20 protein-coding genes are annotated in these 21,949 nt (G+C 75.3%); 11 read left to right on the top strand and 9 right to left on the bottom strand.

What is annotated here, in order from left to right; translation table 11 throughout:
* Nucleotides 1–119 precede the first annotated feature (119 nt).
* The 7 genes from ABRQ22_RS08925 to ABRQ22_RS08895 form a co-directional block, all read right to left on the bottom strand.
* Complete coding sequence (locus ABRQ22_RS08925) at nt 120–3,095, bottom strand: DEAD/DEAH box helicase (RefSeq protein WP_353709276.1); 2,976 nt, start codon at nt 3,093–3,095, stop codon at nt 120–122.
* An 88-nt stretch (nt 3,096–3,183) separates the two neighbouring features.
* Nucleotides 3,184–4,299, bottom strand: a complete 1,116-nt coding sequence (locus tag ABRQ22_RS08920) for a diacylglycerol kinase family protein (protein WP_353709275.1) — start codon at nt 4,297–4,299, stop codon at nt 3,184–3,186.
* Nucleotides 4,300–4,342: 43 nt separating this feature from the next.
* The gene (gene tatC, locus ABRQ22_RS08915) at nt 4,343–5,086 is read right to left on the bottom strand and encodes a twin-arginine translocase subunit TatC (RefSeq protein ID WP_253050706.1); all 744 of its coding nucleotides are present in this window, start codon (nt 5,084–5,086) and stop codon (nt 4,343–4,345) included.
* A 36-nt stretch (nt 5,087–5,122) separates the two neighbouring features.
* Complete coding sequence (gene tatA / locus ABRQ22_RS08910) at nt 5,123–5,389, bottom strand: Sec-independent protein translocase subunit TatA (protein WP_353709274.1); 267 nt, start codon at nt 5,387–5,389, stop codon at nt 5,123–5,125.
* 57 nt (nt 5,390–5,446) lie between these two features.
* On the bottom strand, nt 5,447–5,773 hold the full coding sequence (locus ABRQ22_RS08905) for a hypothetical protein (protein WP_353709273.1): 327 nt from the start codon (nt 5,771–5,773) through the stop codon (nt 5,447–5,449).
* A 10-nt stretch (nt 5,774–5,783) separates the two neighbouring features.
* A complete protein-coding gene (locus ABRQ22_RS08900) occupies nt 5,784–6,797 on the bottom strand; it encodes a WYL domain-containing protein (RefSeq protein ID WP_253049460.1) in 1,014 nt (337 codons plus the stop codon).
* Complete coding sequence (locus ABRQ22_RS08895) at nt 6,790–7,890, bottom strand: WYL domain-containing protein (protein ID WP_353709272.1); 1,101 nt, start codon at nt 7,888–7,890, stop codon at nt 6,790–6,792. The genes ABRQ22_RS08900 and ABRQ22_RS08895 overlap by 8 nt, the downstream gene beginning before the upstream one ends.
* Nucleotides 7,891–7,926: 36 nt before the next feature.
* Here ABRQ22_RS08895 and ABRQ22_RS08890 point away from each other — a divergent pair, with 36 nt between their 5' ends.
* From ABRQ22_RS08890 to ABRQ22_RS08845, 10 genes are all read left to right on the top strand, one after another.
* Nucleotides 7,927–9,096, top strand: coding sequence for a DUF3866 family protein (locus tag ABRQ22_RS08890; RefSeq protein ID WP_353709271.1), 1,170 nt, complete (start codon nt 7,927–7,929; stop codon nt 9,094–9,096).
* Nucleotides 9,093–9,893 (top strand): DUF4129 domain-containing protein, encoded by an 801-nt coding sequence (locus tag ABRQ22_RS08885; RefSeq protein WP_353709270.1) that lies wholly within the window; start codon nt 9,093–9,095, stop codon nt 9,891–9,893. Before ABRQ22_RS08890 ends, ABRQ22_RS08885 begins: the two co-directional genes overlap by 4 nt.
* A complete protein-coding gene (locus ABRQ22_RS08880) occupies nt 9,890–10,486 on the top strand; it encodes a hypothetical protein (RefSeq protein ID WP_353709269.1) in 597 nt (198 codons plus the stop codon). Before ABRQ22_RS08885 ends, ABRQ22_RS08880 begins: the two co-directional genes overlap by 4 nt.
* Nucleotides 10,483–11,490, top strand: coding sequence for a MoxR family ATPase (locus tag ABRQ22_RS08875; protein WP_253049470.1), 1,008 nt, complete (start codon nt 10,483–10,485; stop codon nt 11,488–11,490). The genes ABRQ22_RS08880 and ABRQ22_RS08875 overlap by 4 nt, the downstream gene beginning before the upstream one ends.
* A complete protein-coding gene (locus tag ABRQ22_RS08870; RefSeq protein ID WP_353709268.1) occupies nt 11,487–12,842 on the top strand; it encodes a DUF58 domain-containing protein in 1,356 nt (451 codons plus the stop codon). The genes ABRQ22_RS08875 and ABRQ22_RS08870 overlap by 4 nt, the downstream gene beginning before the upstream one ends.
* A complete protein-coding gene (locus ABRQ22_RS08865; protein WP_353709267.1) occupies nt 12,839–13,393 on the top strand; it encodes a hypothetical protein in 555 nt (184 codons plus the stop codon). Before ABRQ22_RS08870 ends, ABRQ22_RS08865 begins: the two co-directional genes overlap by 4 nt.
* 103 nt (nt 13,394–13,496) lie before the next feature.
* Complete coding sequence (locus ABRQ22_RS08860; RefSeq protein ID WP_253049476.1) at nt 13,497–14,075, top strand: DNA starvation/stationary phase protection protein; 579 nt, start codon at nt 13,497–13,499, stop codon at nt 14,073–14,075.
* Between the two features lie 178 nt (nt 14,076–14,253).
* Nucleotides 14,254–14,742: a VOC family protein gene (locus ABRQ22_RS08855; protein WP_353709266.1), complete on the top strand. Its 489-nt coding sequence runs from the start codon at nt 14,254–14,256 to the stop codon at nt 14,740–14,742.
* A 735-nt stretch (nt 14,743–15,477) separates the two neighbouring features.
* Complete coding sequence (gene argG, locus ABRQ22_RS08850) at nt 15,478–16,920, top strand: argininosuccinate synthase (protein WP_353709265.1); 1,443 nt, start codon at nt 15,478–15,480, stop codon at nt 16,918–16,920.
* A gap of 142 nt (nt 16,921–17,062) precedes the next feature.
* A complete protein-coding gene (locus tag ABRQ22_RS08845) occupies nt 17,063–17,719 on the top strand; it encodes a YigZ family protein (protein WP_353709264.1) in 657 nt (218 codons plus the stop codon).
* A 155-nt stretch (nt 17,720–17,874) separates the two neighbouring features.
* Here ABRQ22_RS08845 and ABRQ22_RS08840 read toward each other — a convergent pair whose 3' ends face one another.
* Together ABRQ22_RS08840 and ABRQ22_RS08835 are read right to left on the bottom strand one after the other, a co-directional pair.
* A complete protein-coding gene (locus tag ABRQ22_RS08840; RefSeq protein WP_353709263.1) occupies nt 17,875–18,438 on the bottom strand; it encodes a hypothetical protein in 564 nt (187 codons plus the stop codon).
* Nucleotides 18,439–18,875: 437 nt separating this feature from the next.
* Nucleotides 18,876–20,297, bottom strand: a complete 1,422-nt coding sequence (locus ABRQ22_RS08835; protein ID WP_353709262.1) for a UTP--glucose-1-phosphate uridylyltransferase — start codon at nt 20,295–20,297, stop codon at nt 18,876–18,878.
* Nucleotides 20,298–20,391: 94 nt separating this feature from the next.
* Here ABRQ22_RS08835 and ABRQ22_RS08830 point away from each other — a divergent pair, with 94 nt between their 5' ends.
* Nucleotides 20,392–21,933, top strand: a complete 1,542-nt coding sequence (locus ABRQ22_RS08830; RefSeq protein WP_353709261.1) for a lipase maturation factor family protein — start codon at nt 20,392–20,394, stop codon at nt 21,931–21,933.
* The last annotated feature ends 16 nt before the right edge of the window (nt 21,934–21,949 follow it).

Raw genomic sequence — 21,949 nt, 5'->3', positions numbered from 1 at the left:
ACGATACCGCCACAACCGCCCGAACCTCGCCGTTCCGGCGCGACGTCCGCGCAGGTGGCGGCGGGTGTCGCGCACGTCACGCGCCCGCGCGGGCTCCCGGCGGTGCGGGCGCGGGCGGCTCAGACGCTCGAGTACGCGACGACGCCGCGCCGCAGCTTCTCGATCGCCTGGTGCGCGGTGCGCCGCACGGCGGGCGTGGGCGCGGCGGTCGCGACCTGGTCGAGGACGTCGATCACCTGCTTGCACCAGCGCACGAAGTCGCCGGCCGCGATCTCCGAGCCGCGCAGCACGGCGTCGAGGCTGCGGCCCACGGCCCACCGGTGCACGGCGGTGACGAGGCCCTCGTCGAGGGCGCCGGTGGCGTCGATGTCGTGGGCCTCCTCGAGGTCGTCCACCTCGGACCACACGCGCGTGGTCGCCTCGAGCGCACGGGCGAGCGTGCCGTGCGGCCCGCCGGGGACGTCGGGCTCGCCGCGGTCCTCACGCCGTCCCGCGTACACGCACGTGGACACCACCGCGGCGAGGGCGGGGGCGTCGAGGTCCTCCCACACGCCGCGGCGCAGGCACTCGGCGAGCAGCAGGTCGTTCTCGGCGTACAGGCGCCGCAGCCACTGTCCGTCGCGCGTGACGCGCAGCCCGGCCCGCCCCGCGCGGTCGCGCTCGCCGCCGGCCCGGGCCCCGTGGGCGGGCTCCTCCGCGTCCAGGGCGTCCTCGAGCGGTGCGGCCGGGTCGTCCGCGACCTCGCCGGGGGCGAGGTAGCCGAGCGTGAGCAGGACGTCGCAGATGCGGTCGAACACGCGCGCGATGGACCCGGTGCGGCCCTCGACGCGGCGCACGAGCTGGTCGTGCTCCTTCTTGAGCCGGGCCCACCGCTCGGCCCAGCGGGCGTGGTCCTCGCGGTCGGGGCAGTCGTGGCACGGGTGGGCGCGCAGCTGCGCGCGCAGGCGGGAGAGCTCGGCGTCGTCCGCGGCGGCGGACCGGGTGCGGGTGGTGCGCCCGGGTCGCGTGCCGGGCTCGTCGAGCGCCCCGAGGGCGTTGCGCAGCGTGGACGCGAGGTCGCGCCGCTGCGCCGGGACGCGCGGGTTGAACGACTTCGGCACCCGGACCGTGGCGACGGTGCGGATGCCGCCGGGCGCGTCGGCCACGGTGAGCTTCTTCACCTGCCGGTCCTGCGTGAGCACGGTGGGGCGCGGGCCGTCGAACCCGGCCCCCTCCCCCGGGTCGAGCACGACGACGTAGCCCGCGCGCCGCCCCGACGGCACCTCCACCACGTCCCCGGGCCGCAGCCGCTCGAACGCGGCCACGACCTCCGCGCGCCGGGACCGGCTCGCGGCGCGCGACAGGTCGCCCTCGCGCGCGGTGATGCGCCGCCGCAGCGCCGCGTACTGGGCGAAGTCGCCCCGATCGCACGTCATGGCCTGCGCGTACCCGTCGAGCGCCTCGGCGTGCGCCTGCGCCTGCTTCGCGAGGCCGACGACCCCGCGGTCGGCCTGGAACTGCGCGAACGACGTCTCCAGCACCTCGCGCGCCCGGTCGCGCCCGACCTGCGCGACGAGGTTGACCGCCATGTTGTACGTGGGCCGGAAGCTGGAGCGCAGCGGGTACAGGCGCTTGGACGCCAGGCCCGCGAGGTGCACGGGGTCGAGGCCCGCGTGGTCGACGACGACGGCGTGCCCCTCGACGTCGATGCCGCGCCGCCCCGCCCGGCCGGTGAGCTGGGTGTACTCGCCGGGGGTGACGTCGACGTGCGCGGTCCCGTCCCACTTGACGAGCTTCTCCAGCGCGACGGACCGGGCGGGCATGTTGATGCCGAGCGCGAGCGTCTCGGTGGCGAACACGACCTTGACCAGGCCGCGGTTGAACAGCTCCTCGACCGTCTCCTTGAACACGGGCAGCAGGCCGGCGTGGTGCGCCGCGATCCCGCGCGCGAGCGACTCCGTCCACGTCCAGTACCCGAGCACCTCGAGGTCCTCCGCGGGGATGGTCTCGGTGCGTTCCTCGGCGACGCGCCGGATCTCCGCCTCCTCCGCGGGCGAGGTGAGGCGCAGCCCCGCCGCGAGGCACTGCTGCACGGCGCCCTCGCACCCGGCGCGGGAGAAGATGAAGTAGATCGCGGGCAGCAGCCCGTCCGCGTCCAGGGCGTCCACGACGGCGAACCGCGCCGGGGTGCGGCGCGCCCCGAGCCCCGACCGGTCGGGACCGGGGCGCCGCCCGCCCCGCCCCCGGTACCCGCGGTCGCCCGCGCCGCGCCGCCCGCCCGGGCCCGACGCGCTCGTGCGCGGGGCCGCGCGGAACGCGGCCAGCAGGTCCGGGTTGATGGGCGGGTTCACGCCCGGGTCCGTGGGGTCCACGTGCCCGGCGTAGAGGTCGAGCAGGTCCGCGCCGAGCGCCCGCCCGCCGCCCGCGTGCGCGACCCCGGTCGCCGGGTTCGCCGACGCGACGAGCACGTGCTGCCACAGCGGCACGGGCCGGCGCTCGCTGACGACGACGGTGGTGTCGCCGCGCACCATCTCCAGCCAGTCGCCGAACTCCTCGGCGTTCGACACGGTCGCGGACAGGGACACGAGCTGGACGTCGTCGGGCAGGTGGATGATGACCTCCTCCCACACCGGCCCGCGGAACCGGTCGGCGAGGTAGTGCACCTCGTCCATGACGACGAACGCGAGGCCGTCGAGCGTGCGCGAGCCCGCGTACAGCATGTTGCGCAGCACCTCGGTCGTCATGACGACGACGGGCGCCTCCCCGTTGATCGTCGTGTCGCCGGTGAGCAGACCCACGGAGTCGGCGCCGTAGCGGCGCACGAGGTCGCCGTACTTCTGGTTCGACAGCGCCTTGATCGGGGTGGTGTAGAACGCCTTGCGCCCGCCCGCGAGGGCGAGGTGGACGGCGAACTCGCCCACGACCGTCTTGCCCGCGCCCGTCGGCGCGGCGACGAGGACGCCGCGGCCCTCCTCGAGCGCCTCGCACGCGCGCTCCTGGAAGTCGTCGAGGGGGAAGTCGAGGACCTGCCGGAACTCCGCGAGCCGGGTGCGGGACGCCGCCTGGCGGGCCCGGGACGCGGCATAACGGGCGGCGGGCGATTCAGCGGCCGTCATGGTGCCAGCCTACGGTCCACCGCCGACCTCGCCGGTCGGCGCGCGGGCCGCCTCGCCGACCGGCCGCCTCCCGGTCGCCGGCGGGGTGTCAGCGCTGCGCGGCGGGACGGGCCGGGGCGTCGAGGACGTGCAGCGCGCCCGGGACGACGTCGACCCGCAGCGGCAGGGGGCCGAGGTGCTCCCCGTCGGCGAACGCGTGCGGCGGGGTCGCGCCCGCCTCGGTCGCCGCGACCGTCACCGACGTCGCGCGCAGCGTCCCCACGCCCGGGTTCGCCAGGTGCCGCCCCGCGTACATGCCGGGGAAGATGCGCGTCGCGCCCCAGCGCCCGAACGGGCCTGCGACGACGACGTCGAGGAGGCCGTCGTCGAGCGCCGCGCCCGGCGCGATCCGGATGCCGCCGCCGATCCGCGGACCGTTCGCGACCGACACGAGCGCGCCCGGCGACTCCCACACCACGGTCCGCCCGCCCTGCGTGCCGCCGCCGTCGGGGCTCGTCCCGACGGCGGCGCCGTCGAGCAGGAGGGGCGCCCCGGCGAGCAGGTCGGGCAGCTGGTCGCCCGCGGGGACGCCGTGCAGCGTGACCCGGTACCCGTAGGGGCGGTAGCGCGTGATCTCCGTGAGGGCCGAGCGCGCGTACCGGGACCGGCCGCGGGGCCACGTGGCCGCGTTCGCGTGCGCGTTGACGGCGGCGTCGATCCCCGCGGACAGCACGCCCGCGTACCAGCGGGGCGCTGCCAGGTGCTCGCCCGTGACGCGCGCGGCGTCGACCGCGCGCACGGACGGCGGCGCGCTCGCCGAGGACACGGTGCTCGTGGCGGTGCCGAGGGCCGCGAGGAGGGCGTCCACGCACCGGTCGGTGCGGGTCGTGGGCAGCCCGAGGCCGTGCGCGAAGTCGTTGCCCGTCCCGACCGCGACGATCCCGAGCGGGACGCCGGTCCCGGCGGTCGCGTTGACGCCGAGGTGCACCATGCCGTCCCCGCCCACGACGACGAGCGCGTCCACCCCGGGCCGTGCTCCCGCGCCGTCGCCGCCCGGGCCGCGCACGGCGGCGTCGGCCGACTCCTGGGCGAGGGGCAGGCTCGGGGCGCTGAGGTCGACGACGGCGTGCCCGGCGGCGCGCAGCGCGTCGGCGGTGCGGTCCCCGGCCGCGCGGCCGCGGCCGCGCCCCGCCGTCGGGTTGACGACGAGGGCGACCGTGCTCACGCGCGACCCCCGCGCCCGCGGGGGCGCGGCCGGGGCGGGGCGCTCACAGGGCGAGCCGTGCGGCGTCGAGCTTGTCGACGCGCCGGTCGTGGAGGTAGCTGATGCCGAGTGCCGCGAAGTACAGGCCGCAGATCGGCAGCGCCACGAAGATCATCGTCAGCGCGTCCGGGGTCGGGGTCATCACGGCCGCGAACACGAAGGCGATGAGCACCGCCCACCGCCAGCCCTTGGCCATCGCGGACGCCCGCAGGATCCCGGCCGCGTTGAGCGCGACGAGGACGACGGGCAGCACGAACGCGAGTCCGAACGCCAGCACGAGGCGCATGACGAAGCTCAGGTAGCCCTGCGCGTCGGCCAGGTTGGTCGCGCCGTCGGGCACGAACCCGGCGAGGATGTCGACCGCGTGCGGCAGCACCCACCAGGCGAGGAACGCGCCCCCGAGGAACAGCGGGACCGACGCACCGAGGAACGCGAACGCGTACCGCTTCTCCCGGGTGGTCAGGCCCGGTGTGATGAACGCCCACAGCTGGTAAAGCCACCACGGGCAGGTGACGATGACGCCGAGGAAGAGGGAGACCTTGACCTTCATGTCGAGCGCGGAGGCCAGGCCCGAGAAGTTCAGGCTGATGACCTTGCCCTGCTCCTCCGCCGCCTTGAGCAGCGGCGCCTGCAGCGCCTCGAGCAGCGGCTCGTAGAGGAACCACCCGACGATCGCGCCGACCACGAGGCCGCACGCGGCGAGGAACAGCCGCTTGCGCAGCTCCAGGAGGTGCTCGCGGAGCGGCATCCGCCCCTCGGGGTCACGGGACGTACGTGACACCGACTATCCCTTCGAGGTGTCGCCCGGTTCGGGCGACGTCGTCCCTCCGGTCACGGTCGGCGAGGACGTGCCGGTCGACGCGGACGACGACCCGGCGCCACCCGCCGCGGGCGGCGTGGCGTCGTCCTCGCGCAGGTCCTTGACCTCGCTCTTGAAGATCTTCAGCGACTGCCCGACGCTCTTGGCCAGGTCGGGGAGCCGACGCGCACCGAACAGGAGCAGGATGACGACGACCAGCACGATGATGTGCCAGGGCTTGAGCATGCCCATGGGCTAACTCCTCCTCGAGGCGAACGGCGCTACGCGAGCGAGTCTACGTGGTGAACCCTACGCGTTGAACCGGCGCCAGCGGGACCAGACCTGCTCGTCGCGCCGGCGCCGCTGGACACGCCGCTCCGCCCGCTCGGCGCGCAGCAGGTCCACGCGCTCCTGGAGCGCGACCGGGTCGTCGAACAGGGTCGGCGCGGTCGACGGCTGCGCCTCCTCCAGGGCGCGCGACAGCTCGTCCGCCCGCGCGCTCATGTCCGCCGCCACCTGCGACGCGCGCGACAGCTCGCGCCCCAGCCCCTTCACGGACCGCCACAGGCGCCGCGCGAGGAAGAACGCGCCCACGAGCGTGCCCACGACGAGCAGCGTCCAGACCCAGAACCACATGCCGCCCACCCTAGCCAGCAGCCGTGCCGCCGGACGCGACGCCGCCCGACGCGCCGTCGGGCTCGCCCGGCAGGTGCGCGTACGCGGACAGGGCGGCGCTCGCGGCCTCGCGCACGTCGCGCGCGACCGAGGCCGGCTCGACGGCGAGCACGTGCCGCGCCCGCTCCGTGAGGAGCTGGCGCAGCCACACCGGGTTGGTGACGCGCAGGCGCACCTCGAACGCGCCGTCGGGCAGGTTGCGCACGGACTCGACGGGGACCTGCTCCGCGACGGCGCGCGCGGGGCTGGCGAACGTGATCGTCGCGAGCGGCGCGTCGCCGGTGGGCGTGAAGTCGACGTCGGGGTCGACGTCGTGCCCCTCGACGGGCTGGTCGAGCTCGGTGGCGGCGAGGATCCGGTCGACGCGGAACGTGCGCCGGCCCTGCGCGCGGTGGCACCAGGCGAGCAGGTAGGCGTGCTCGTCCTGGGTGTGCAGGGACACGGGGTCGACCTCGCGCTCCGACTCCTCGTCGGCGGCCGTCACGTACCGGATGCGCAGGCGGTGGCCCGCGACGAGCGCGCTCGTGATCGCCGCGACGACGCGCGGGTCGCCCTCGGGGGCGAGCTGCACGTCGAGCGCCGCCGCCGCCTCGCCCGTCGCGTCGGTGAGCTTGCGCAGCACCGACTCGACGACGCCCGCGCGCTCGGGGTCGGCCTGCACCGCCGCCGTCTCCCGCATGGCGCGCAGCGCCGCGATGAGCGCCACCGCCTCGCGCGTGCCCAGGCGCAGGGGCCGGGTCATGCCGCGCGCCTCGGTGAGCCGCACGACGCCGCGCTCGATCGAGTCGGCGTCGAAGTCGATGAGGTCGTCCGGCCAGTACCCGGGCGTGCCGGACACCCACAGGGCGTCGACGTCGTCCAGGACCTGGCGCTCGCTCACGCCGAAGTGCCGGGCGAGCTCGCCCACCGGCACCGGGCCCGCCCCGTCCAGGTACGCGACGATGCCCAGCAGGCGCACCAGCCGGTCGTCCGCGCGCTCAGCCACGCCCCGCCACCTCCGTCGACCCCTCGCCCTGCCCGGAACCCGGCACGGGTGCCGACGACGATCCCAGCGCCGCCGCGTCCCGCAGCCGGCGCACGACCGCCGCGCGCAGGTCCGGCGGCCCGAGCACGAGCACCGCGTCGCCGTACCCCACGACCTCGTCCGCCAGCGCGTACCGCACGTCGTACGCCACCTCCAGCACGTCGCGGCCCGCGCCGTCGCCCGCCCGCGCGTCCGGCACCGACCCCACGACCGTGCCGCGCGCCCGCAGCGCGCCCGCACGCTCCGGCACCACCGCCAGACGCGCCACCCCGCCCGCGTCGCGCGTGCCCAGCGCCGCGTCCACGTCCACCTCCGCCGGCACCTCGAACGCGTCGCGCGGACCCGTCGCCCGCACCCGGCCCTCGACCCGGCTCAGCCGGTACGACCGCGGCGCCCCCCGGTCCAGGTCGAACCCCACGAGGTACCAGCCGCCGCGCCGCGCCGCGATCCGCCACGGCTGCGCCCGCCGCGCCCGCACCTCGCCCGTGCTCGCCGCCCGGTACGTGAACGACACCGCGCGCCGCGCCGAGATCGCGTCCATCAGCGTCGCGTACGCGTCCCCCACCGGCCGCACCTGCGGCGCCAGACCCGCCACCACGTCCATCGCGGTCTCCCCCGCGCCCGCCGCCCGCAGCTTCGTCAGCGCCCGCGAGATGTCCGTCCGCAGCGTCTTGTCCTGCCAGAACTGCGCCGCCAGCGCCAGCACCCCCAGCTCCGCCGGCGTCAGGTCCACCGCGGGCAGCGCGTACGCGTCCTGGTCGATCCGGTACCCCACCTCGTCCGCGTGCCCGCCCGCGTCCACCGTCACGATCGGGATCCCCAGGTCGCGCAACGTGTCCTTGTCGCGCTCGAACATCCGTTCGAACGCGTCCGGGGACGGGGCGTCGCCGTATCCCGCCACGCTGACGCGGATCTGCTGCTTCGTCATCGACGCGTTCGTGTTCACCAGCGCGATCACCAGGTTCAGCAGACGCGCGGCCGGGTTCGTCGGCGACGACCCCGACGACGACGGCGCAGGGTCGGGCACGGACGAGGGGGGCGTGGGCTCGGACATCGGGCACCACGCTAGTCGGTCGATAGGGTGTGCCGCGTGATCACGTGGCGGACCGCGACCGTGGTGTCGCACGCGAAGACCTGGACCGGCGCCCAGGAGCTGCACGTGCGGCTCCACACCCCCCTGCCCGGGCGCGACGACGACCCCGACGCGACCGTGCGCGCCCTCGCCTACACCCAGCTCGTCGGCACCCCCGGACCCGGCGACCACGTGCTCCTCAACGTCTCCGCCCTCGCCCGCGGCCTCGGCACCGGCGGGTACGCCCTCGTCGTCGGCCCCGCCCAGCCCGGCACACCCCTCCCGCCCGACCCCGCGCCCGGGCCCGGCCACCTCGTCAAGGCCCGCTACACCCCTCTCCAGGCCCTCGTCCTCGGCGTCGACGAGCAGGAGTCCCCCCACCACGACACCCTCCGCGACGCCGACGACCTCGACGGCACCCCCGTCGTCGTCGCGGACCTCCACTCCGCCCTGCCCGCCGTCGTCGCCGGCGCCCGGCACGCCGCGGCGCTCGCAGGCCGCCCCACGCCACGGGTGGCCTACGTCATGACCGACGGCGGCGCCCTCCCCGCCGCGTTCTCCCGCACCGTCGCCACCCTGCGCGACACCGGCTGGATCGACACCTGCCTCACCGTCGGGCAGGCGTTCGGCGGAGACCTCGAGGCCGTCACCGTGCACACCGGACTCCTCGCCGCCCGCCACGTCACCGGCGCCGACCTCGTCGTCGTCGCCCAAGGACCCGGCAACCTCGGCACCGGCACCCGCTGGGGCTTCTCCGGCGTCGCCGCCGGCGAGGCCCTCAACGCCGTCGCCGCCCTCCGCGGCCGCCCCGTCGCCTCCCTGCGCGTCTCCGGCGCCGACGCCCGCGACCGCCACCTCGGCGTCTCCCACCACTCCCTCACCGCCTACGGCCGCGTCGCCCTCGCCCCCAGCGACGTCCCTGTGCCCGTCCCCGCGCCCGACCTCGAAGCCCTCACCGGGTGGGGCGCCGACCTCACCCGCCGCGTCACCCAGCAGGCCGCGACCCTCGCCGCCCCCACCGGGCGCCACCACCTCGTCGCCGTCCCCGCCGACCCCGACCTCCTCGACGCCCTCCACGACGCCCCCGTCCGGCTCTCCACCATGGGCCGCGGCCTCGACGCCGACCCCGCCGCGTTCGTCGCCGCCGCCGTCGCCGGAGTCCACGCAGAGTCGCTCCGACCCGCATGACCGCACCGCAGGGGGACGACCACCGCCGGCCCGGACCGGCCCGCTTCGCCGCCGTCACGGCGCTGGCGCTCGCGGCCGTGCTCGCCGCGGCCGTCGGCGCGCCGTGGGGCTGGGACGCGCCCGGCTGGTTCGACGACGTCGCGCGGGACCCGGTCGCGCCGCCGCCGGACACCGCCGCGACCGACGTCCTGTCGCAGGAGCGGGAGGACCTCCGGGCACTGACCGACACCGGGGGCCTGTCGTTCGACACGTACCTGCTCTGGTCCCTGGGCGCGGTCGTGCTCGTGGTCCTCGTCGTGCTGGCGCGCCGCTACCTCCCGGCCCTCCTCGTGCGGCGACGCCGACGCGACCTCCTCGTCACGGCGCCGGGCGACGTCTCCGTCCACGCTGCGGAGGACCCGGTCGTGCCGGAGCTGCGGGCGGCGGTCGAGCGGGCGCACGACGACCTGCGTGCGCCGGACGCGGACCCGCACGACGCCGTCGTCGCCGCCTGGGTCGCGCTCGAGCGCGCTGCGGAGCGGGCAGGCACCCGGCGCGACCCCGCACAGACGCCCACGGAGTTCACGACCGCGGTCCTGGCGAGCACCCGGGTGGACGCGGACGCGGTCGCGACGCTGCGCGGCCTGTACCACCGGGCCCGGTTCGGCGAGACGCCGCTCGGGGAGAGCGACCTGGAGGCGGCGCGCGCGGCGCTCGCCCGCATCGCGGCGGACCTCACGACGCGGGTCGTCGGCACCGGGGACCCCGCCACGGCCGCGTCCCACGACCGCCCGCTCCACGACGAGGCGCGGCCGTGAGGGCGCGCGGACGCTGGGACCGGCTGCGCCCGGCGGACCGGCGCGCCCTGCTCGCGGCCACCACCGCCGTCGGGTTCGGCGTCGTCCTCGTGCTGCTCGGCTCCTCGCCCGCGCACGCCCTCATGCTCACCGCCCTCGGCGTCGCGGGCGTCGTGCTGTGGCACCGCACCGGGTACGCCGGGGACACCGTGTGGCCGCGCGTCCCCGACGTGCGGCGCGACGGCAACCGGCGCGACGTGTCCGACCTCGGCTGGTCGGTCCTGGGCCGCGACGGACGCGTCACGGTCGGCGCCGCCCGCCGGGTGCGCCACCTCACGGAGCGTCGCCTGTCACGCCACGGGATCGACGATCTCGCCGACCCCGGAGCCGCGACCGACGTGGCCCGTCTCCTCGGCCCCCGCGTCGCGCGCACCGTCCATGACCTCGTCGCCGACGGGCGCCTCCCCACGCCCGCCGAGCTCGACGCCTGGCTCGCTGCGCTCGACCGGCTCGACCGGCTCGACCGGCTCGACCGGCTCGACCGGCTCGACCGGCTCGACCCGACGACCATCCACGACCGCCCGGACCGCCCCGACGGAGGGACACCCCGATGACCGCCGACCCCGCCCCCCGCACCGCCGGACCGGGCACGACCCTCGACGTGCCCACCGTCGCCGCGCACGGCCGCGCCGTCCTCGACGAGGTCGCGACCGCCGTCGTCGGCGCCCGCGAACCCCTGACCCTCGCGCTCGCCACGGTCCTCGCCGGCGGGCACGTGCTGTTCGAGGACGTCCCCGGGCTCGGCAAGACCCTCGCCGCCCGCAGCCTCGCCCGGGCCCTCGGCCTCGACTTCACCCGCCTGCAGTGCACCCCCGACCTCCTGCCGTCGGACGTCACCGGGTCCTCCGTGTACGACCCCGCGACCCGCACGTTCGAGTTCCGGCCCGGGCCCGTCTTCACCGGGCTGCTGCTCGCCGACGAGATCAACCGCACCGCCCCCAAGACGCAGTCCGCGCTGCTCGAGTCCATGGCCGAGCGCCAGGTCACCGTCGAGGGCACCACCCACGCGCTGCCCCGCCCCTTCCACGTCGTCGCGACGTCCAACCCCGTCGAGCACGAGGGCACCTACCCGCTCCCCGAGGCGCAGCTCGACCGCTTCATGGTGCGTCTCTCCGTCGGGTACCCCGGCCGCGACGAGGAGCGCGAGGTCCTCACCCGCCGCATCGCCCGCCGCCACGACGACCCCGTCGTGCGCCAGGTCGTCGACCGCGACACCGTCCTCGCCATGCAGGCCGCCGTCGAGCAGGTCGACGTCCACCCCGACGTCGTCGCCTACTGTGTCGACCTCGCCGCCGCCACCCGCACCCACCGCGACCTCGAGGTCGGCGCGTCGCCCCGCGGCTCGCAGAACCTCGCTCTCCTCGCCCGTGGCGTCGCCGTCCTCGACGGACGCGACGTCGTCCTGCCCGAGGACGTCAAGCGCGTCGCCGTCCCCGTGCTCGCCCACCGCCTCACCCTCACCCCCGGGGCCTGGGCCGCCGACCTGCGGCCCGAGACCGTCGTCGCCGGCATCCTCCAGACCGTCCCCGGACCCGCCACCGTCGGCGACCGCGGATGAGCACCACCACGGCGGACCGCGACACCGACGCGCCCCGCTGGCGCACCACCGTCCACCTCGCCGCCGGCGTCCTCCTCGGCACCACCCTCCTCGCCCTCGGCGTCCTCCTCCGCCGCCCCGACGCCGCCCTCCTCGGGGTCGCGCCCCTCCTCGGCGCCGTCTGGGGCTGGACCCGCCGCCCCCACGGACCCGTCACCGTGCGCGTCGTCCTCGACGCCGACGCCCCACCCGGCACCCTCGCAGCCCGCACCGTCGCCGACGTGCCGCCCGGCGTCGAGCTCCTGCGGCTGCGCGCCCTCGCCCCCGGTGGCCTCGTTACCGAACGCCTGGTCCGCACCACGGCCGGAACCCGCGAGCTCACCTGGCGCGCGCCCTCGGCGCGCACCGGCGTCACCGACACCCTCCGCGTCGACTACGCCGCCTACGGGCCCGACGGCGTCGAGGAGCAGGTCCCCCGCGTCGCCCGCGGACCACGCCGCCTCGTCCTGCCCCGCCCGCTCCCGCTCGGACGCCTGCCCATCGCCTCCCGCCTGCGCGGCCTCTCCGGGCCCCACACCTCCCGACGCCCCGGCGACGGCACCGAGCTCCGCGACGTCGACGTCTTCCGCCCGGGCGACCGGCTCCGCCGCATCGACTGGCGCGCCACCGCCCGCCGCTCACCCACCCTCGACACGCTGTACGTCCGCCGCACCTTCGGCACCGCCGAGGCGACCGTCGTCCTCGTCGTCGACTCCCGCGACGAGGTCGCCCCCGACCTCGCCACCTGGAGCGGCGTCGGCGCCCAGCGCCCCGACGAGGCCACCTCCCTCGACCTCGCGCGCCACGCCGCCGCGTCCGTCGCCCAGACCGTCCTCGCCGACGGCGACCGCGTCGCCCTCGACGACCTCGGCCGCCTCGCCCGGCCCGTCCGCGCCGGCGGAGGACGACGCCACCTGCGCCGCGTCCTCCACGGCCTCGCCCTCGCCCGACCCGTCGGCGACCCCTCCGCGCGCCTCCGCCCGCCCCAGGTGCCCGCCGGCGCCGCCGTCTACCTCTTCTCGACCCTCCTCGACGACGAGGCGCCCCGCCTCGCACGCCAGTGGCACGACACCGGGCACGTGGTCGTCGTCGTCGACGTCCTCCCACCGGTCTCCCTCGCCGAGGTCGACGACCACGTCGCGACCGCCTGGGCCGTCACGCGCCACGAGCGCGCGGACCGCGTGGACGACCTGCGCGAGCGCGGGATCGTCGTCGCTCGCTGGCACGACGGCACACCCGGCGCCGACGGCGCTCGCGGAACGCTCGAGCTCGCGGCACGACGGCTCGACCGGCAGGGCCCCGGTCGACCGGGCCCTCTCGGGGGTGCCCGATGAGACGCCTCGTCCGACGCGAGGTCGTCACCGCAGGGCCGCGTCCCCGCCTCGAGGTCGAGACCGGGCGCGCCGTCGCGGGCTGGTGGCCGCGCGTCGTCCTCCTCGTCCTCGCCACCGCCTTCACCGGAGCCGCGCTCCAGACGACGGGTCTCGCACCGTCGTTCGTCGGGGGCACCGCCGTCGCCCTCGGGACCGCGACGGCCTTCCTCCCCGCGCCGCCGGTCCCGCACGTGCTCGTGCTCCTCGGCGGCCTCCTCCTGATCGTGGAGGGGGACGGCCCCTTCGACCCCATCGTGTTCGCGCTCCTCCCGCTGGGCCACCTCGTCCTGCGCGCCGCCTGGTGGGCGGACCACGTGCCACCCGACGCGCGCGCCGAGCTGCGGGCGGTCCTGCCGGACCTCCGTCGGGTCGTCGTGCTGCAGGCCGCGCTGCTCGTGGTGGCGCTCGGCGTCCAGGCGGTCACCGCGCGAGAGGTCTCGTCCGCGGTCGCGACCGCGCTCGGCGGTGTCGTCGTGCTGGGCCTCGTGCTGCTCGTCACGCCGCGGGACTGACCTCGCCCTGCGAGCGGCCGAGGACCGCCCGACGATGGCGGGGACGGCACCCGAGACCGTCCCGCCGCCGCCGCGGCGCACGAACCGACCCGAGGAGGCACCCATGGCCGCTCGCTCCGACCTGCCGAAGTACACCGTCCCGTCGCTCACCCCCGAGGAAGGGGCGAAGGTCGCCGGGATCCTCCAGGAGCGCCTGCACGCGCTCAACGACCTGCAGCTCACGCTCAAGCACATCCACTGGAACGTCGTCGGGCCGCACTTCATCGCGGTGCACGAGATGATCGACCCGCAGGTCGACGCCGTCCGCGCGATGGTCGACGCCGTCGCGGAGCGCATCGCGACCCTCGGCGTCTCCCCGAAGGGCACTCCCGGCGCGCTCGTCGCGGAGCGGACCTGGGAGGACTACTCCCTCGGCCGCGCCTCGACCATCGCCCACCTGGGGGCACTCGACGAGGTGTACGTCGGGGTCATCACGGCGCACCGCGAGGCGGCGTCCGCCACCGAGGGCCTCGACGACGTCACGAACGACCTGCTCATCGGACACCTGCACGACCTCGAGCTGTTCCACTGGTTCGTCCGGGCGCACCTCGAGTCGACCGGCGGCGACCTCTCCACCGACGGCGCGCGCACCGAGACGGGCGCGGCGCGCAAGGCCGAGCAGGCGGCCGCCGGCCAGCCCTGACGCCCGCTCCCCTGCCGGACCGCTGCTCCACAGCTCAGAGCCGGCCGCGCGCCACGGTCCACCCGACCCGGCGCGCGGCCGGCTTTTCCGTGCTGTGTGGTGAGTTGTGTCCGGTGGGTGGGGTTGGTTGAGGGCGCTTGGCACACTATTTTTCTCCGATGTGACGTAGTGTCGCCGGATGAGCGACAACACTCCTCGCCAGCCCACCGTCCGCCAGCTCCGTCTCGTCGTGGAGGCGGAGGACTACGACGCCGCTCTCGCCTTCTATCGCGACGTCCTGGGCCTCCCCGAGCGCATCGCGTATGCCGACGGTGAGGAGGACCGGGTGGCGATCCTCGACGTCGGGCACGCGACGCTCGAGATCGCGAACCCGGCCCACAAGCGGGCGATCGACGACGTCGAGGTCGGGCGCCAGGTGGCCGGCCACCTGCGCGTGGCGTTCGAGGTGGACGACGCGCGGGCCGCCACCGAGCGCGCGGTCGAGGCCGGGGCAGACCTCGTCGCTCCCCCGACCCGCACCCCGTGGGGCTCGCTCAACTCACGGCTCGACGCCCCCGCCGGCCTCCACGTCACCCTGTTCCAGGAGCTCGGCGGCGAGGAGGGCGTCCCGCCCGGCGTCGTCGCCGAGCCCGGGACCGGCGACGATCCCGCTGCCGACGGGCGCTGACGCCTCGACCCACGCCCGCCGGACCTGCTCGAAGCGCGTCGGCAGCGGAGCCCGCACGGCGCCGTAGCGGGCGTTCGTCCGGTGCACGAACCGCCGCCACGAGAGCACGAGACCCTGCTTGGTGATGGGCAGGCCGCTGGAGACGGTCACGCCGTTGTCGTGCGTGTGGTGCACCGTGAGCAGCAGCGCGCGCGGCACCGACCCCTCGAGGTCCGCCGCGAGCACCTCGCGCACGGCCATCCAGCGCCGCAGCACGACGACGACGCTCGCGCTGAGCACGTGCTCGCGCACCGTGCGGTGCTTGCCGTGCGTGAGCACGACCCTCCCCTCCCCCGCCCGCGCCGTCGCGGGGCCGAGGTCGATCGCGTCGGCGGTGCAGCGCAGCAAGTCGCCGTACCGGGCGCCCGTCGCGCGCGTGAGCCCCGCGATCACGGCGAGCCGCACCGTCTCCGGCTTCGCCGACTCGACCATCGCCTCGGTGGCGAGCGTCCGCCACACCCACTCGGCCTCGTCCAGCGAGACCGTCGGCCGGGGATAGCGAGACGGGGAGGCCGCGGGGTCGGCACCCGTGCGGTCGGGGCCTTCGGAAGGTGAGATGGCGGAGTCGGTGGTCACGCTCGAGAACGTACTCCGCTTGGCACACTATTACGACTGAGACACGCCGGCACCGGCGCGCGAGAGCCCGACCCGTCGGGCGAGATTGAATACCTATGCAGATTCGCGCATACTTTGAGCATGTCCAAGGTTCTCACCTCCCTCCCCGTCGGCGAGCGCGTCGGGATCGCGTTCTCCGGCGGCCTCGACACGTCCGTCGCCGTCGCCTGGATGCGCGACAAGGGCGCCGTGCCCTGCACCTACACCGCCGACATCGGCCAGTACGACGAGCCCGACATCGCGTCGGTGCCGGGACGCGCCACGGCGTACGGCGCGGAGGTCGCGCGCCTGGTCGACTGCCGCGCGGCGCTCGTCGAGGAGGGCCTCGCGGCCCTGGCCTGCGGTGCGTTCCACATCCGCTCCGGCGGGCGCGCGTACTTCAACACCACTCCCCTGGGCCGGGCCGTCACCGGCACCCTGCTGGTGCGCGCGATGCACGAGGACGACGTCCAGATCTGGGGCGACGGCTCCACGTTCAAGGGGAACGACATCGAGCGGTTCTACCGCTACGGCCTCCTCGCGAACCCCGCCCTGCGCATCTACAAGCCGTGGCTCGACGCCGACTTCGTCGCCGAGCTCGGGGGCCGCAAGGAGATGTCGGAGTGGCTCCTCGCCCACGACCTCCCCTACCGGGACAGCACCGAGAAGGCCTACTCGACGGACGCCAACATCTGGGGCGCCACGCACGAGGCGAAGACGCTCGAGCACCTCGACACCGGCATCGAGACCGTCGAGCCCATCATGGGCGTCCGGTTCTGGGACCCCTCGGTCGAGATCGCGGCCGAGGACGTGACGATCGGCTTCGTCCAGGGCCGCCCCGTCACGATCAACGGGCAGGAGTTCGAGTCCGCGGTCGCCCTGGTCCAGGAGGCCAACGCGATCGGCGGCCGCCACGGCCTCGGCATGTCCGACCAGATCGAGAACCGCATCATCGAGGCCAAGAGCCGCGGCATCTACGAGGCGCCCGGCATGGCGCTCCTGCACGCCGCGTACGAGCGCCTCGTCAACGCGATCCACAACGAGGACACGCTCGCGCAGTACCACACCGAGGGCCGCCGTCTCGGTCGCCTCATGTACGAGGGCCGCTGGCTCGACCCCCAGGCGCTCATGATCCGCGAGTCCCTCCAGCGCTGGGTCAGCACCGCCGTCACGGGCGAGGTCACGCTGCGCCTGCGCCGCGGCGAGGACTACTCGATCCTCGACACGACCGGGCCCGCGTTCAGCTACCACCCGGACAAGCTCTCGATGGAGCGCACCGAGGACTCCGCGTTCGGTCCCATGGACCGCATCGGCCAGCTCACCATGCGCAACCTCGACATCGCCGACTCGCGCGCCAAGCTCGAGCAGTACGCCGGCATCGGCATCGTCGGCACCGCGCACGCGGCGCTCATCGGAGCCGGGGCGACGACCGAGCTCATCGGCGCGATGCCCGAGGGTGGCGCCGAGGTCATCGCCTCGCGCGGCATGGCCGAGGGTGACGACGCGCTCCTCGACCGCGCCGCCATGGAGTCCGGCACGGACTGACCCCGGTGGCCACACCCGCCGAGAGAGCGACGGGCGACCGCACGGAACGCCGGTTCCGCACGGTCGCCCGTCGCTCTCTCGGCGGCAGGCCGCTCGCTCGCCGGTTGCTCCGGGCGACCGCACCCACGGATAGGCTCGCGGGATGAGCGCGGGCACCGGTGAGCTGTGGGGGACGATCGCCGGACCCGTCGACCACGAGCTCGTCGTCAAGAAGTCCCGGTTCCTCGCGCACCTCTCCCCGGTCACGTCGGTCGCCGACGCCGACGTCGTGATCGCGCGCGTCCGCAAGGAGCACTGGGACGCGCGGCACCACTGCGTCGCGCTCGTCGTCGGCGCCCACGCCGACCAGCAGCGCTCCACCGACGACGGCGAGCCCTCCGGCACCGCGGGCGTCCCCATGCTCGAGGTGCTGCGGCACCGTCAGGTCACGGACGTCGTCGCCGTCGTCACGCGCTACTTCGGGGGCGTCCTGCTGGGCGCGGGCGGGCTCGTCCGGGCGTACTCGTCCGCGGTGAGCGAGGCGCTCGACGTCGCGCGCCCCGTCCGTCGCGCGGTGCTCACCGAGGTGCGCGTCGACGTCCCGCACGCCGACGCCGGCCGCCTGCACGGCGTCCTGCGCGACTGGTGCGCTCAGCACGACGGCACCCTCGACGACGTCACGTACGGCACCGAGGCGCGGTTCACCGTCCTCGTCCCGCCCACCGAGCTCGACCGTTTCGACGCCGACCTCGCCGCCGCCACCTCGGGCGCCCTCACCGCCTGGCGCGGCACCGACCGCGTCGTCGACCTCCCCGCCTGAACACGATCCGCCGAGATAGAACCGTGGTCACCCGCGGCAAGAACCCTGCTCGCCGTGCTTCGCGGCTCACTGTATGAGTTGGTGGTCGCGGCGGGTCGTGATGCGGCATCCGTCATCCGCCGCTCGTCCGTGCGGCCGCTCGCCCCAGCGATGGTCTACTCGCCCGCGCGCCACCTGCCGACGATCGTCTCAGTGGGGCGACCCCAGTCGTCATCGATCCAGAGGCAGTCGTCGAACGCATCCGCGGGAGCCGGTGCGACTCCTTGACGCCGAGCGAACGCGACCACCGTGGCCAGCTCGCTGAGTGACCATCTGCTCTCGAGCCGACCGAACAGTCCGCCGTAGGTGATCTCGATGAGAGAGTCGATGACCGACCTGAGTTCCTCTGGCTCGATGCCGGACGCTTCGAGCGTGCGGAGCAGCGACACAGGTAGCGGCTCGGACGAGCCCAGTCGTGCCAGGGGATCGGCCTCGTGCCACTCGTCGAACGTCTCAGGGGTGACGAGCGCATACTGCCACAGATGCTCCTCGAGCGCGTCGAGCTCGGGGGCGGTCAACCCGACGGAAGCTCGCCAACGGCGAAAGGTCACGAGGCCCGCCGCCTGGCGGGCTCGAACCGAGAGGTCGGAGTACGCCGCCGGACGCGCCAAGGTCAGGTTCTCTCGGCCGACCGCGTAGACGACGTCATCGTCACCGATCCCCCAGGGTGACAAGTCCACGACGTTGACCCGGCCCCTGGCGTCGAGACCGGGGTACTGCGTGCGAGGTCGGCAGGCGAGGTCGGCAGGCGAGGTCGACAGTGATCGGAAAGCTCCCATCGCGACGGACGGCCCCGGTCGAGTCGACGATCGCGGACTTCTCGACGAGGCGGTGCGTGCGGCCCTCGACATCGTCGAGCTGGATCTCGACCAGCCCTGGCTGCGGCACGTCGGTCAACCACCGCGTGACACGAGCCCTCACGAGAATCATGTCAGCATCCTCCCAGTGGGGCAGGCTCGCTCTCCCTGCCTCCGGCTCGCCAAGGCTTCTTCCCGGGGGCCGAAACTCTGGGCGCGATCCTCGACGTCGTGCACAAAGCACCGGCAGCCCTGCTACGACGAAGATCCCTCCTCCAGCGAAAGGGCTCTTCCTCGGCCCACCGCGAGTCTCCCCCGGGTCAGTCGCTGACTCCGTCCGGGCCGACGACCGCGCCGTCGGGGACGCGCGAGGAGCCGCCCGGGTCGGCGAGCTCGGCGTCGCCGGTGACGGTGACGCCCGAGCCGAAGGTCCAGTCGCCGCGGACCGTGAGGGAGCGTGCGGCGCGCAGGGACGGGGTGCCGTCGTCGAACCGGGCGTCGAACGCCGCGATGGTCTTGTAGTGGGCCGGGTCGAGGTCGACGAGCGGCGCGTCGGTCCGGGCCACGAAGCGGTAGTGGTCGTCGAGGTCGTAGACGTCGGAGCGCAGGACGAGGAGGTCGTTCGTCGTCTTGACGGGCAGGAACCGGTCGCGCCCGACCTCGATGGCGGCGGCGCCGTCGAACACCTCGACGGCGGCGCCCATGGCGGACTCGATCTGCACGACCTCGGGCGACGACGGGTCGGTCGGGTCGACGGTCTTGGTGTTCTTGATGAGCGGGAGCTCGAGCACGCCGCCGGTGCGGTCGAGCTCGGCCGCGAGCGCGTCGAGGTCGAACCAGAGGTTGTTGGTGTTGAAGTACCGGTGCGTGCTGATGTCGGCGGCGGCGTCCTGGTCGTCGGCGGGGGTCTGCGCGGTCTCGCGCAGGACGAGGCGCCCGTCGCTGCGGCGCACGACGAGGTGGCCGCCCTTGCGGTCGGCGGGGGTGCGGCGCGCGACCTCGGCGGCGAAGGGGGCGCCGCTGGCGGCGAACCAGCCGGCCATGGCGGCGTCGGGGCCGGCGCCGAGGTTGTCGGAGTTGGAGACGGCGGCGTAGCGGTAGCCGGCGTCGAGGAGGGCGCGGAGCGCGCCGGAGGCGTAGAGGGCGGTGTAGAGGTCGCCGTGGCCGGGCGGGCACCATTCGAGCTCGGGGTCGGCGGGCCAGTCGACGGGGGTGAGGTCGTCGGCGCGGAGCTTGGGCTCGCGGTTCTGGAGGAAGTCGAGCGGGAGCCCGGCGACGGGGAGGTCGTCGTGGGGGGCGAGCGCGGCGAGGGTGTCGTCCTGGGTGCGGAACGAGTTCATGAGGAGGAGCGGCAGGGGTGCTCCGGTGGTGTGCCGGGCGGCGCGGACCTGGGCGACGATGACGTCGAGGAAGGTGAGGGGGCCGCTGTCGGGGCGCTGCGGGTCGGCGTCGCGCACGGTGAGGAGGGACTTGGCGCGGTCCATGCCCATGGAGGTGCCGAGGCCCCCGTTGAGCTTGATGATCGCGGTGCGCTGGAGGGCGTCGCGGGCGGCGGCGTCGGGGACGTCGAGCTGGTCGCGGTGGGCGACGTCGGTGAGGGGCTCGACGTCGGTCTCGGGGATCATGCCGGTCGCGCCGGACTCGAGGAGCCGGTAGAAGCGCGTGAAGACGTCGATGGCGGCGGGGGCGACTCCGGCGTCGCGCATGCGGTCGGTGGACTGGGTGAGGCCCTGGCTGCTCATGCCCCGATCGTAGGGGCGGGGCATGGTCCGGGGCAGGGCGGCGGGTGCTCACCGCGGCCGGGTGAGACACGGGTCACACGCCTACCGTGGAGGGATGGCGGACGGGTGGCCCGGCCGCGTGGCGACGTGGCTGGGGTCGTGGTTCTGGGCGCCGGACTACGACGTGGCGCGCGAGGTGCTGCAGCGGGGCACGGCGGCCGTGCTCGTGGTGGCGTTCGTCGTCGTGGTGCGGCAGTGGCGGCCGCTGCTGGGCGAGCACGGGCTGCTGCCCGTGGCGGCGTTCGTGGACCGCACGTCGTGGCGGGACGGGCCGAGCGTGCTCCGGTGGCGGTGCGGCGACCGGTTCGTGACGGGGATGGCGTGGTGCGGGGCGGTCCTCGCGGGGCTGCTCGTCGTGGGGCTCCCCCAGCGCGGCCCGTGGTGGGTGACGACGCTCGCGTTCCTGCTCCTGTGGGCGGCGTACCTGTCGGTGGTGAACGTCGGGCAGCGGTTCTACGGGTTCGGCTGGGAGTCGCTGCTGTGCGAGGTGACGTTCCTCGTGGGCTGGCTGGGGTCGTCGGGCGGGGGCGTCGCTCCCCCGGTGCTGGTGCTGCTGGCGGCCCGGTGGTGCCTGTTCCGGGTCGAGCTGGGCGCGGGGCTCATCAAGATCCGCGGCGACCGGGTCTGGCGTGACCTGACGGCTCTGTACTACCACCACGAGACGCAGCCGCTGCCCGGCCCGTTCTCGTGGCACGCGCACCACCTGCCGCGGTGGTGGCACCGGGTGGAGGTGGCGGGCAACCACGTGACGCAGCTCGTGGTGCCGTTCGCGCTGTTCGCGCCGCAGCCGGTGGCGAGCGTCGCGGGCGGCGTCGTGGTGCTCACGCAGGCGTGGCTGCTGGTGACGGGGAACTTCGCGTGGCTGAACTGGCTGACGGTCGTGCTCGGGCTGGGGGTGGTGAGCGACGGCGCGTGGGCGGCGGTGGGGTCGTGGCTCGTGCCGGCGTTCGGGCGAGGCGAGGCGCCGGTGCCCGACGGCGGGACGGGCCTGGGCGGTCCGGTGTCCCTGGTCCTGGCGGTGCTCGGCGTGTCGGCGCTGCTGCTCGTACTGAGCGTGCGCCCGGCGCGCAACCTGGTCGCGCGCCGGCAGCTCATGAACGCGAGCTTCGAGCCGTTCCGGCTCGTCAACGCCTACGGGGCGTTCGGGTCGGTGTCGCGGCGACGGGACGAGGTCGTGATCGAGGGGTCGACAGCCGGTTCCCCCGGGCCGGACGACTGGGTCGAGTACGCGTTCCGCGGCAAGCCCGGCGACGTGGGGCGGCGCCCGCCGCAGGTCGCGCCGTACCACCTGCGACTGGACTGGCAGATGTGGTTCCTCGCGCTCGGGTCGCCGGGCACACGGTGGTTCGAGGTGCTGCTGCTGCGCCTCCTGGAGGCCGACCGTGCGACCCTGCGCCTGCTCGCCGCAGACCCGTTCGCGCTCGACCCGGAGGGACCCGCGCCCCAATGGGTCCGGGCCCGCGTGTTCCGCTACCGCTACACCACGCGCGACGAGCGTCGCCGTTCGGGCGACTGGTGGGTGCGCGAGGCGCGCGGCACCCTCGTCGACCCGGTCGACCTCGCGCGCCTGCGCCGCCTCCTCGGTCCCGGCGCCTGAGCGGCCACGGTCTCGT

The organism is Cellulosimicrobium sp. ES-005, from assembly GCF_040448685.1.
GTDB classification, from domain to species: Bacteria; Actinomycetota; Actinomycetes; order Actinomycetales; family Cellulomonadaceae; genus Cellulosimicrobium; species Cellulosimicrobium cellulans_G.
The sequence above is the reverse complement of the archived record's forward strand: the minus strand, read 5'-3'. Positions and strand labels throughout refer to the sequence as shown.